This window comes from Geomonas sp. (genome assembly GCF_056994735.1).
The window spans coordinates 1-12,244 of the sequence record NZ_JBXKJL010000428.1; the positions used below are offsets into that span (position 1 = coordinate 1).

The 12,244-nt window shown below is 59.7% G+C and carries 9 protein-coding genes and 2 tRNA genes; 2 read left to right on the forward strand and 9 right to left on the reverse strand.

Annotation, left to right across the window (positions count from 1 at the left end; all coding sequences use genetic code 11):
* Positions 1–891: 891 nt before the first annotated feature.
* Positions 892–1,569, reverse strand: coding sequence for a hypothetical protein (locus AC11W3_RS18305; protein WP_484093511.1), 678 nt, complete (start codon positions 1,567–1,569; stop codon positions 892–894).
* Positions 1,570–2,652: 1,083 nt separating this feature from the next.
* On the opposite strand from AC11W3_RS18305, the gene AC11W3_RS18310 reads away from it, so the two are divergent.
* Positions 2,653–2,979, forward strand: a complete 327-nt coding sequence (locus tag AC11W3_RS18310; protein ID WP_484093512.1) for a hypothetical protein — start codon at positions 2,653–2,655, stop codon at positions 2,977–2,979.
* 73 nt (positions 2,980–3,052) lie between these two features.
* Positions 3,053–3,982, forward strand: a complete 930-nt coding sequence (locus AC11W3_RS18315; RefSeq protein WP_484093513.1) for a calcium/sodium antiporter — start codon at positions 3,053–3,055, stop codon at positions 3,980–3,982.
* A gap of 181 nt (positions 3,983–4,163) precedes the next feature.
* Here the strand turns inward: AC11W3_RS18315 and AC11W3_RS18320 are convergent.
* The 8 genes from AC11W3_RS18320 to mce all read right to left on the reverse strand — a co-directional run bounded on the left by AC11W3_RS18320 (position 4,164) and on the right by mce (position 11,976).
* Positions 4,164–4,241, reverse strand: a tRNA-Glu gene (locus AC11W3_RS18320).
* Positions 4,242–4,243: 2 nt separating this feature from the next.
* Positions 4,244–4,319: transfer RNA gene (locus tag AC11W3_RS18325), tRNA-Lys, on the reverse strand.
* A 208-nt stretch (positions 4,320–4,527) separates the two neighbouring features.
* Positions 4,528–5,826, reverse strand: a complete 1,299-nt coding sequence (locus AC11W3_RS18330) for an adenylosuccinate synthase (RefSeq protein ID WP_484091284.1) — start codon at positions 5,824–5,826, stop codon at positions 4,528–4,530.
* Positions 5,819–7,141, reverse strand: a complete 1,323-nt coding sequence (locus AC11W3_RS18335) for an ATP phosphoribosyltransferase regulatory subunit (RefSeq protein WP_484093514.1) — start codon at positions 7,139–7,141, stop codon at positions 5,819–5,821. Before AC11W3_RS18335 ends, AC11W3_RS18330 begins: the two co-directional genes overlap by 8 nt.
* A gap of 105 nt (positions 7,142–7,246) precedes the next feature.
* Positions 7,247–8,671: a hypothetical protein gene (locus AC11W3_RS18340; RefSeq protein WP_484093515.1), complete on the reverse strand. Its 1,425-nt coding sequence runs from the start codon at positions 8,669–8,671 to the stop codon at positions 7,247–7,249.
* Positions 8,672–9,012: 341 nt separating this feature from the next.
* Entirely contained in the window at positions 9,013–9,291 is a 279-nt protein-coding gene (locus AC11W3_RS18345; protein WP_484091281.1) for a hypothetical protein, read from the reverse strand.
* 399 nt (positions 9,292–9,690) lie between these two features.
* Positions 9,691–11,202, reverse strand: coding sequence for a hypothetical protein (locus AC11W3_RS18350; RefSeq protein ID WP_484091280.1), 1,512 nt, complete (start codon positions 11,200–11,202; stop codon positions 9,691–9,693).
* Positions 11,203–11,571: 369 nt separating this feature from the next.
* Positions 11,572–11,976: a methylmalonyl-CoA epimerase gene (mce, locus tag AC11W3_RS18355; protein ID WP_484091279.1), complete on the reverse strand. Its 405-nt coding sequence runs from the start codon at positions 11,974–11,976 to the stop codon at positions 11,572–11,574.
* Positions 11,977–12,244: the final 268 nt, after the last annotated feature.

Below are 12,244 nucleotides of genomic sequence, written 5' to 3' on the forward strand. Positions count from 1 at the left end.
GAAATTGCGTTGACCTGTGCCTCTGCCACCGAAATGCTCGCACCGACGACAACCGCCGCCACTGCCAGGAAGAGCACAATCTTGATCGCACGCGTGCTCATCGCTCGACTCCTTTCAAGATTTGTCCCCAAGATCCGCTGCATCGAGGAACTCCCCGGTCCGATCTTCATCACGCCTCCTTCCGCTGAAGAGAAACAACCCCTCGAGCAACTCAGGAAGCGATCAATCCCCTGTTGGCGGGGGATGAAACAATCTTTAGAAATAAGATAATGCTGGAAGTTCGTCCCAGACTGTTTGCGAAAGAAAGAACTTGTCAATGGCCATCAAGCTGCTTCCGACCGAATGGGCAGGACCAGCCGCCGAGAAACTCTTTCCCCGAGGCTATATGGACGGGATTTTAAAGAAGCGTCCGTCGGGATCGGCCAGGATGGAATTGAGCCCTCGCACCTCAAGCTAACGAAGGCGCCGTCAGAGAAGTCCTCACGCACCCCAGTATCGGCTTCCGGGACGGTTCGTATGGGAGAAAATAAGATGGAGCTGCCAGGTCTGCACTAGGGGCAGCACGGGAGGGGAGGCCGGGCAGCGCCGAGCCGAGACAAGGAACGCGACGAGCGAATGCCGAGGCCTGCCTGGCGGCCGTCGCAGGCAGGCGCGAGGAGCGTGACGCAGAAATGCGAAGTCCTGGCGCCGCGAGTGAATGGCGTCCCTCCGCTCTGAGGGATGGAAACAGATTCAGCCTTGGGTGGAGGCTATGCGGGAATTGCAGGCTTCTCTTGAAGGACCGGCCTTCGAAGGCTCTTGATGGAAATGAGTCGTGCCTAGCAGTAGCCGCGCCGCAAGATGGAACACGAGCACCGCAAGCGCCTGCAGATCGCGCCGGGAAGAGGATTTCTAGAGGCGCAGGTCCGCTGACAGGCGGTCGACCACCCGCTGCAGCATGGACCGGGCAGTGTCGTCGGGTCCCTTGCGGGCGGCGAACGGACTCTCCGCGCTGGTCTCCTTGACGTGGGCACGCCAGAGGCGCCGGACGACGGTGAAGCTATCGAGCGCGGCGTAGGACCTCTCGCGCGCGTCGAGGAGGTCAAACGACGCCGCAACCACGGTGACGGTCGCCTTGTCGACCTTCTCCTCGTCGTAGGCCTCGAGGCGGGCCACGAGGATGCACTCGGCGCCGGTGAACTGACCGAGTGTGGTCGCGACGAGCGCGCCGTCGATCGGGTTCTTCGGTTTTGTCTTGAGGCGGAGCGCCTCGCCGGCGCGGGTCATGAAATCGTTCGCCTGGGTCTCCTCCAGGATCACCACACGGTCGAAGCCGCCGCGCATGTGGAGCAGGTCGGCGAGCACGCCGGTCATGGTCGTCTCGACGCCCTTGGACTTGCCGCCGGCCGCTATGTTCTCGAGCGGCCACACGAGCACGCTCTTGATCCGCGGGATCGACTTCGAAGGATCGCCGCCGACGTTCGCGTCTTCAAGGGCGTATGCGTTCAGCACAGGCTTGCTCGCGCCGCAGCCCGCGAGGGGGAGCAAGGCCGCGAACAACGCTGCCATCAGTGTGAGACGTTGTGCCATCGATTTCCTCCCCGAGTCCAGGGCGACTCACTTCCTCTTCACGAGAACAGACCCTGCAGCTGCCCCGGTGGCCGCAGAGTCGGTCGGTTCGACAAGAGAATTTTCGCCACACCGGGGCCGAAGTCAAGGATCGTCTGCCGAGCAGCTTTGCGACCCTCTCCTGCAGCTACTCGCGGCCGCAGTCCGAGGACCGATGGGGCATGCCGGATTTGCCGGTGCCAATCTTTGTAGCGCCGGCCGCCGGAAGACTTCCACCAAGGAGCCGCGCCGGCACAAGGCGGGCGAACACGGGAAACGGGGGGGATAGCGGCCGAAGGCCGCGCGTTCTGAAAGGGGGAGGCAGCGGGAAGGCAGCGCCGGAGGGGGCCTGACCCCCTCTGGAAGCGCCCGCCGAAGGTGTCGCAGTCAACACGAAGCGTCAAGCGGGCGCTGGCGTCCCTCCAGGTTGAGGATTGGAATCGGATTGAACCCTGGCTTCAGAACATGCGTGTATTGCAGGATGCGCTGAGTTACAGGTATAGCAGAACTGTTTCCATATCAACGTGCTGCACAGTTTAAAGCTCCCACCTCAAGTTGGAACACGGAGATCCACAAGCGCTTGCATAACTCGGGGGGAGGGACAGCAGGTGACGGGGTGCAAGTATCCATAGGTTCCATGCTGCTGGGGTTCTCTGAGGACTCTCAAGCAGGTGATGTTCGGGAGCAAGGTCCGGAGGACCGTAGTTGTACGCAGGTTGTTGGCAGTGTGGTTTAACCGGCAACAAAGGGTGGAGCTAGTAAAGATAGGGAGTCACGAAATGTCACAGAACACCACACGCAGGCAAAATGGAGGGGTGCTAGCGCCCAATCGGATAATCGCAATCGAGCGGTTGTTAGCAGGCGACACCATCACGGCGACAGCCCAAGTCGCAGGGGTTCCCAGGGAGACCGTTCACCATATCTGCAACCAGTTGCAGATATCTGTCGGTTATTCTGGCTCTCTGGTATGATCCTACGCAAGGGTGCAGCGCGCATCAGCCGCTGCAGGAGCTTGGGGTAGTCGGGCCGCTATCCAGTGAATGCAATGTTCGCTGGAGGTGTGCCATGGCAGACGGCAGGACTACTGATTCGGTTCTCGGTCTCTTTCTTCGGCTTTACTGGATAATGCTGGGCAACGGAGTGGTGGTGATCGCTGCCGTTTTCCCCCTGGCTTATCCGCAGATGCCCGCAGCGTTACCACTCGCGGGCTTTGGCTTTGGTGTTGCTAGCTTGATCGTCGCCAGGTTCGTTGATATCCGCTACTGTGGCGGGCAGACTGCCGACGGGACCCCGGCTAGTCTCGATGACTGGAAACGATACGTCAGGATTCTTGTCCCGTCGGCGTTGTTGCTGCTCGGCGTTGTTTGGGGGGCGCGGGCCGTTCTGAACTGAAAAGGCTGATGATGCACGCGTTGTGACGCCCGGAGACTGGGCAAGACTCCCCACTGGTGGAAGAGAGCACGAAGTGAACAACTATGCATTCTTGATCTTGGGAGTTGTGGCGGCTGGGGTTGGAGGCGAGCTGTTTGTTCGGGGATCGGTCGGCCTGGATCGCTGGGCGAGGATTTCACCAGGCATAGTCGGCGCGACTGTCGCCGCGTTCGCGACATCGAGCCCGGAACTGTCTGTGTCCATCAATGCAGCGACCGCCGGGACGCCGCAGATTTCACTCGGCGACGTGCTCGGGAGCAACGTGGTGAATGTTGCCTTGATTCTTGGCCTCGCACTGTCGATTTCCGGAATCAAGAGCCCCCGGGGCAGCGTTAGCAGAGATTTCCCGGTCGCGTTATTGGTTCCTGTCGTCACCGGCGTGCTGATGCTGGACGGCGTCGTGTCTCGCATTGACGGCTTCTTGCTCCTCGGCATATTTCTCCTCTGGCTGGGTGCGACAGTGATCGAGGTCAGGAAACAGCGAAGTGCAGCAGAAGAAGTTCTCGGAGAGCACAGGATAGTCCTTGCGGTTCTTTCCTGTGTTGTCGGGCTAACCTTTCTCTTTGTCTCCGGTTACGCCATTGTCCGGGGCGCGAAGGGTGTTGCAGTCGCATACGGCATCGACGCGTTCGTTGTCGGTGCGACAGTAGTTGCGATAGGGACCTCGGTGCCCGAACTGGCGACAACCCTGGTCTCGAAGCTGCGTGGACACGACGAGGTTGGCTTGGGAACGATACTTGGGAGCAATATCTTCAACGGCCTTCTCGTTGTCGCGGTGGCGGCCATCATCTGTCCCATAATCATCAGGTGGCAGGAAGTCGCTATTGCTGTGGTCTGTGGCGTGCTTTCGGTCCTAGCGACCTTTCCCTCCTCGAAAGGACTCATCGAAAGGAAACGCGGCTTTCTTCTCCTCGCCTTGTACGCCGCGTATCTCGTGGCGATCGCACAGACCCGGACGCCCTGAGATAGCCGGGACCGGCATCCCGGCACCGAAGTGGGCGGCGTCAGGACGAAGCAGAGCGGGGTGCGACATCGAACTGCTCGGAGGAGTAACGGCGGGCGAGGGCAGCACCTGAGAGAGGGAACGCCCCCCCATGGAAGAGGAGGCCGATGGGATTGGCCATGCAGCGCCCGTTGTCCGGAGCTGGCGTCCCCAGGGGGATTCGAACCCCCGTTCCCGCCGTGAAAGGGCGGTGTCCTGGGCCGGGCTAGACGATGGGGACAATGGTGAGCCGCGTTGGGATCGAACCAACGACCACCTGATTAAAAGTCAGGTGCTCTACCAACTGAGCTAGCGGCTCATGCTGCTCCGTGAAACAAGAACAACCTTATAGCAAATGCCTTTTCCTGCGTCAATGCTTTTTTAAAATATCAAAGAATTATAACTTTTCTCGTGCTGCTGCGGAGGCTATCTGCAAGGCGCCTATCCCCCTCCAGGTGGTCCCGAAGTGCCCTGGATTCCCGCTTTCGCGGGAATGACGATAGCCGGCTTGGTCTCCGCCCCTGGTTCTATGCCTTCTCGAACGGGTTCCTGAGGATGATGGTCTCGTCGCGGCGCGGACCTACCGAGACCAGCACCACGGGAGCGCCGGAGAGCTCCTCGACCCGCTTGATGTAGAGTTGAGCGTTCTTCGGAAGCTCGCCGAGGCTCTTCGCCTTGGTGATGTCGTCATTCCAGCCGGGGAGCTCTTCGAAGATCGGAGTGCACTGCTCCATGATCTCGAGGCTGGCGGGGATCTCGTCCAGCACGGTTGCCTGGTACTTGTAGCCGATGCAGACCCTGATGGTCTCGAGGCCGGAAAGGACGTCGAGTTTTGTGAGGGCGATGCCGGAGAGGCCGTTGACCCTTACCGCGTAGCGCGCCACGAGAGCGTCATACCACCCGGTGCGGCGCGGCCGCCCGGTGGTGGAGCCGAATTCATTGCCTGCCTGGCGAAGGGCCTCGCCGGTTTCATCCAAAAGCTCGGTCGGGAAGGGACCGCTGCCGACCCTGGTGGCGTAGGCCTTGGAGATGCCGATCACCTCGTGGATCTCCCTGGGACTCACCCCGCTTCCGGTGCAGGCGCCGCCCGCGCAGGTGGAGGAGGAGGTCACGTACGGGTAGGTCCCGTGGTCGACGTCGAGCAGGGTTCCCTGGGCGCCTTCGAAGAGGAGGCTCTTGCCGGCCTTGATGTCCTGGTGCAGGACCAGGGAGGTGTCGGCGGTGTACTTCCTGAGCGTCTCGGCGTAAGGCATGTACTCGTCGTAGATCTCCTCGAAGGTGAAGGGCTTTTCGCCCAGGAACTGCTGCAGGATCAGGTTCTTCTCCTCCAGCACCTCTTTCACCTTGCGGGTGAAGGCCTTCGGGTCCAAAAGGTCCATCAGGCGGATGCCGCGGCGTCCGATCTTGTCCTCGTAGGCCGGTCCGATGCCGCGACCGGTGGTCCCGATCTTCTTCGAGCCGCTCTTGGCTTCGCGGGCGATATCGATCCTCTTGTGATACGGCATGATGATGTGCAGCGCCTCGGAGAGGAGGAGCGCCTTGTCGTCCTGGAGATGGCCGCCCGCCTTGAGCTTGGTGATCTCCCTGATGAAGACCTCCGGATCGAGCACCACGCCGTTTCCGATCACGCATCTCTTGCCGGCGTGGAGAATGCCGGACGGGATCAGGTGCAGGATCACCTTTTCGTCCCCGACCACGAGTGTGTGGCCGGCGTTGTTACCGCCCTGGTAGCGCACCACGTCGTCCGCGAACTCCGTGTAGATGTCGACTACCTTTCCTTTACCCTCGTCACCCCATTGGGCACCGATTACAACGACGTTAGCCATGATTCTCCCCTTGCCGATCGAATTTCAATTCCAATCCTTTATCGAACAACTCGTCCCTGGTAACCACCACGCCCTTTTTGTCGGCGGTCCGTACCAGGTACACTTCGTTTTCGGAGCAATTCTCGGCACCGATAACCAGCAGCATTCTGATGTCCATCTTTCTGGCGTAGCTAAGCGAGCTTTCGAAGTCGCGCTTGATGATGTCCCGGGCGCAGGTGTATCCCAACCCCCTCAGCCGCTGCGCCATCTCCAGTGCCTCGCGGCGCTCGTCCTTCTGGTTGAAGATGAGGAAGTCGCGGCTGCGGCTGGCTTCCACGTCCGGCCGCTTCGAGAGGCTGGAGAGGAGCGCCATGATGTTGAAGGCGAAGCCGGTAGCGGGCGCCGGGAAGCCGTATTTGGCGGTCAGGTCGTCATAGCGCCCGCCGCTGCAGACCGCCTCGCCTACGCCGGGAACGAAGCCTTCGAAGGTGATCCCGGTGTGGTAGTCGAGCCCGCGTATCTCGCCAAGGTCGATGGTGAGGTGGTCGGAAACGCCATGGATGTCGAGGATCTCGAGGGCCTGGGCGAGGTTGTCCAGCGCCTTCTTGGAGCGGTCGTTGCCGGCGATGCGGCTCGCCTCGTCCAGCACCTCGCGTCCCCCGTAGAGCCTGGGGAGGAGCGAGATCTCTTCCTTCGCCCGGTCGGAGATCTTCTCGCTATCGAGCAGGGCCCGTACCGCGGAGACGTCCTTCTTGGCAATGGCATCCTGCAGCGGGCGCTGCCCGGCTGCCGAAATTCCTGCCGCATCCATGATGCCGCGGTAGAAGGCGACCTGCCCGAGGTCGATCTTGAAGCCGGTGAAGCCCAGGTCCTTCAGCACCTCGACCGCCATGGCCACCATCTCGGCGTCGGCCTCAGGGGAGTCAAGCCCGATGAGTTCCACGCCGGACTGGAAGATCTCGCGGCTGCGGCCGGACTGCATGGCGGCCTGGCGCAGCACCCGACCGTTGTAATAGATCCGGAAGGGTAGTGGCAGCCCGTGCATCCTGGTGGCCACGATGCGCGCCACCTGCGGGGTGATGTCGGGGGGGATGGCCAGGAGCCTTCCGGTCTGGCGGTCGTCGAAGCGGAAGGTCTTGCCGCGCAGTTCCTCCCCCATCCCCAGCGCCAGCACGTCCTCGAACTCCAAGAGGGGCGTGATCATCCGCCTGAATCCCCAGAGGTCGAAGACGCGGTGGATGCGCCCGGCTATGAAGGAGATCTTGTCGGCGGTCTCCGGTAGAAAATCGCTCACCCCTTTGGGGAGCGGAGCTTCAATGCATGAGGGGTTTGTCACGGTAGGTCCTGAGAAAGATTTGCAGCCCCTAAAGCGGGGCTCAAAAAAGCAAAACGTAACAGCTGAGCCGCGGGAAGTCAACGATTAATTCCCCCCGCGATCGGGTCATTGGGCGCGTACCACCTGGACGGTGCTTCCCCCCTTGGAGAAGAAGCCTTCCTTCTGCACCACCTCCAGCAGCACCAGCTCGCCCGTCTCCGGCCGGTAGAGGTAATCGGCCAGGTAGTTAGGGTTCTCCTTGGTCTTCCAGAGCTCCTCCAGCGACGATCCATTCCACTGCAGTGCGGTGAAGGAGTGCTTGTCATAGGAGCGGTGGTTCCCCACCACGAAGAGGCCCATGTTCTGGGGGAGGATGATCTCCTTCTTGGCGGTCACCACGATACGCTGGTTGAGGAAGATCCACCTGAACTTCTCGTCGGTTTCCCGAACGGCCTTCTGCGATTCGCGCTGGAAGTAGGTTTCGCTGCCGCCGAACTTGTCCGGGCTCCTCCAGAGCTCCTCTCCCTCAGGCGAGTAAACCAGCAGGTAGCCGTCGTTGCTGAAAGTCAGGAAGTACCTTTTCCCGTCCGAGTCGCTGAAGGCGTTGAAGTTGAAGATGTTGGCGTAGCGCGGCAGCTTGATCGGGTTCTTCGCTTCCACCTTGCCGCCGTTCTGGGAGATCTCGAAGACGTCGCCGTAGAAGTCGTCTTCGCGCCCCATCTGCTGGCCGAAGAGCTTTACCGGGCCCCCGTCGAGTGCCACCGCGCGGAAGAGGTAAGGGAGCTTCTCGGCCACCAGCTTCAACTGGCCCTGCTCGAAGGAGTAGATGCGCGACGCGGGCGCTTCGTTTTCAATGATGGTGACGTAAGCCCGCAGGGATCCGTCCGTTCCCGGTAGCGAATCGACGGCCAGGACCTTGCCGTTTCCCTTGATCTCAGCTTCGGCCACCTTGGTCAGGTTCTTGTCCTGACGGTACAAGGTCAGTTTCTGCGCCTCGGCCACGAAATAGGCCTTGGCTCCCGAAATGTCGGCCGCTGCGATGGAGGTCTGGGCGCCGGCGATCCGCTGGCTTCTCCAGACCGTGCTTCCCGGCGGTGTAGCCGGCGAGGCAGGAGCTGCCTGGGCCGCCGGGACAGCCGGGGCCTGGGAGGCTGTTGTCGCGACGTTCTTCACCGTTTCGGCTTTGATCTTGGCCGAGACCTTTCCCAGCGCGGGGATCACCTGGTCCTGGTCGTCTCCCTGCTCGAAAGCCGTGGCGACGGTCTGGCCCGAGGGGAGCTTGGCGACGGCGTCGAGACTGAAAGTTTTGCCGATCTGGGTGTAGCTTCCGGAGATCACTACTTCGGCCTCGGCCGGCGAGCTGACGGTGGTGATCCCGTCACCGGAGATGCGCGAGGTCAGGAGCCGCTGCAGGGTATCCCTGAGGCCCGAGGCCTCCTGGGGGGTCACCGCGAAGGGCGCTACGAATGCCTTAAGTTGTGCTGCTGACACAGTGAGGGGGGTGAGGAGTGCTCCTGCAACTACGATCGAGGCAAAGACTCTTTTCTTCATGGCGGCTCCTGGTTCAGGTGACGATTGCGTCGCGGATTATCGCAGAGGAGCCTGTTTTAGTCAAAGAGTTTGTAGGGATCTCAAGCCCTCCTGACGGTGCTGATTTCCACTGTAACAGCACTGTCACCGAAAGGTTCATTGGTTGACACTTCATAGTATCGGCAAAGCGCGATGAGCATCTTCAGGGTATGCTGAAACAATCTCATAGCGATCTGTCCATGTCAGCCGTCTGGGCCTCCGTGCCATCTTTCGGGCGCAAAAAAGGCGGACCATGGGGCCCGCCCTTTTTCTGAATATCGATCATTCGGAGCGTTCAGTGGCAGGGTGCACTTCGCGTCTGGTTACTGGCCCTTCCTGGAGGTCATCTCGTCGAGGAGCTCCTGGGTTTCGGTCAGCTTGTCCTGGAGCCTCTTCAGTTCCGCCGGAGTGTAGACCCTGGTGCCCTTTCTGATCTCTCTGTCCAGTTTGTGGATCCTTTTGTAGATGTCATCGACCTGGTTGGCGCAGTTCTTCGAGGCCAGGAGGCACTCGTTCTTCTCGTCAGGAGACATCTGAGAAAAAGCCGGTACTGCAGACAGCATGAAAACAGCTGCAGACAACATCAATGCCATTCTTTTCATGTTGCGCTCCTTTAATGAAGGTAATATTTCGTTATTAGAATTAAATCATGCTATTTTCTCTTGTCAACCGGCTCCCCTAATTCTCTGGCAGAGGTCGAGGCTGTCTCTTGTTCAGGAAAGGATAACGGGGTTCGACATGCTATCAGAGTGACATGAAGGATGGGTAAGGCCTGATCTTTGAAGTAGGAGGAGGGCGCTGTGACTATTCCTGAGTGGCAAAGCTCTTCCCTTTGACATAACAGCCTAGTCTTTACTTCGATGGAGACATTTGGGGGGGCGGGCACTCGGTGGTTCAGTCTAAGATTTGATGCCGGAAAGACAAAAAGGCGAACCAGACGGTTCGCCTTTTTAAGGTGATGCCGATCCGGCCGGCAGGGAGACCCCGCCGGCCGGAAGTTCTCAGAATGCGTAGCTGAGGACCAGACGGGTGGTGTAGGGGTTCATCGGATCCTTGGAGGAAGTGCTGGTGCTGTTGGAAGCGGTTCCCTTGTAGTAGTCGCCGAGGAAGACGTAGGCCGCCTGGACGCTGGCGGTCAGGTTGTCATAGAGTTTGTAGCCGGTCTCGACGTTGATCTCGGTACCGAGGAACTGGCTGCCGTTCCGTCTTTTGGTGGTTGCGGTGCTAGTGGCGTTGTTGATCGGGCCGGAGGCGTTGTTGTAGGAGGTCAGCGCGAAACCGACGTTGCCGCTGGCGTACCATTTCGGGTTGATGTTGGCGTCATAGCCGACGAAGAAAGCGGTCAGACCCTGGTTCTTGTTGTTGGTGGTGGCGTCGATGTTGCGATCGGTGGAGGTTCCTTCGGATGCGGCGTTCCTGTTGAGGAGCATCATGCCGGACTCGTTGTAGGTGTTGAGCGAACCGGCGCCGGCCATGCCATTGTTGTTAAGCCCGGCGCCGCTCTTGACGCCGTTGACATCCTGCTGGAGGCTCTGCCAGGCGTTGTTGTTCGCGCCGGTACCGTTTCTCTTGTCGCCGGAGGTGTAGAGGAAGGCAGCCTTGACGGTGCCGGGGCCTGCCTTGACCTTGGCTGCCACGTTGGCGGCATAACCGTGCAGGTCCTGGGAGACGTGGGTCTGCTTGTTGTCGAGGGTGCCGAGCTGGGCGGCAAGGAAGCCGCTGAGGGCAACCGGGCCCACTTTGCCGTCGGCGTTGGCGGCCAGGGTGTGGTCGATCATGGTGGCGGTGGAATCGCGGTAATCATACAGGCCGTAGTAAGCGCCGCCGACCGCCAGGTCCTTGCTCACGTTGTACTTTGCCTCGAGGATGGCGATGTCTAGGTTGTTGACGCCGCGTTTGGCGCCGCCGGTGTCGCCGGTGATCCCTTCGTAGCCGCGGAAGTAGCCGACGTTCAGCTGGGTGTTGCCGAACTTGCTGCCGGTGTAGATACCGCCTGCGTCGCAGTCGAAGAGGATACCCTTGATGGAGTCCTTGATGGCCTGGGTACCGACCTTCACGTTGGTCGGGGTGTTCGGGATGTCGAAGTCGAGGTGGACCCACTTGGTCTCGAGGTTGACCGCGTCGGTGTCGAGTGCGCCGCCGGAGTTCCTGAAGGCGGTAGTGGTGTTGCCAGAGGTGCCAACGCCGACCTGTGTGGAACCGGCCAGGGTGCCCTGGGACCTGTCACCGAAGACGGAGTCGATCTCGAAGCCGAGCACCAGTTTCAGGTGGTCGTTGGCCTTCGCGTTGTAGATGAGACGCGCGCGCTGCTCGAAGTAGTTCATGGCGGAAACTTTTTCTGCGGTCTTATTCGCGTCGAACGCGCCGGCGCCGCCGTTGTCGAGGTTCGACACAAAGTACTTCATCTTGTAAATGCCGTGGAATTCATTCTCCAGCGCCATTGCCGGTACAGCGGTTGCCGCGCTCAGCGCGCTGACCGCTGCAAATGCGAGGACCTTCTTTTTAAAGCTCATCGTCTACCTCCTGGTTTTGGTGATACACCGTGATTGAATAACAATGGGGACCCGAACTGCTAAACCTGTATGTTTTACCTACCATTACTCACAACGTTGATACCCGTATACGAAAAAAGGCTCTCCTCCTGTCACAGCGAGGAGCGGCGACGGGATCAGAGAGCCCAGAAAAGTCGATATTTTTCATCAACTTGGGTCAGCATTTTTGACTCCCGTCATAGAAGACGCGCTTGGAAGCTACGTTGCCCCACAAAAAGCAAACCGTGTTATATAAAACTGAGGTCAATATATAATTATTCAAACAAATGTCAACAGAAAAATCAGTCTCTCATGAAATTGTGACTGAGCAGCTGACTCCCTATGACAGTGTCAGTGCGCGCTTTGACAGAGCTCGGTTAGCACACCCCCGCTGCTCTTGGGATGGACGAAGGCGATCAGCGCCCCGTGAGCGCCGTGACGCGGCGCCTGGTCGATCATCCTCGTTCCCCCTGCGACAAGTTTGGCAATGGCGGCCGTGATGTCTTCGACTCCATAGGCCACGTGGTGCACCCCCGGGCCGTTCTTTTCCAGGAACTTCGCCACCGGACTCTCGGCGGAGGTGGGCTCGAGCAGTTCTATCTTCGACTCTCCTACCGACAGGAAGGCGACCTTCACCTGCTGGCTCGGGACCTCTTCAGTTCCCTGCAGGGTCATTCCCATGGTGTCACGGTAGAAGGGAACGGCTTCCTCGATTGAGTGGACGGCGACTCCGATATGATTGATTTTGGTAAGCATACAAATTCCTTTGTGATATGGCTGTACCAGCCGAGTGTGAAGGATATCTTAAAATGGAAACTGGTGCAAGCTGATTAAGAGTAAATTTATTAAGTTAGGTGGCTTTTTGGTTCTTGAAACGCGGACGGTGATGCTTCCAGGGAAGGAGCTTCTTGTTTCGGGGCTTGGTTCATGACTGGCTATGTCGGTGCAGGTGGATCTTGTGTCATAGCCTCAGCCTCCGGTATGTGAGGCAACCGTCCACCTGCATGGCGTATGAGAGAGAGAC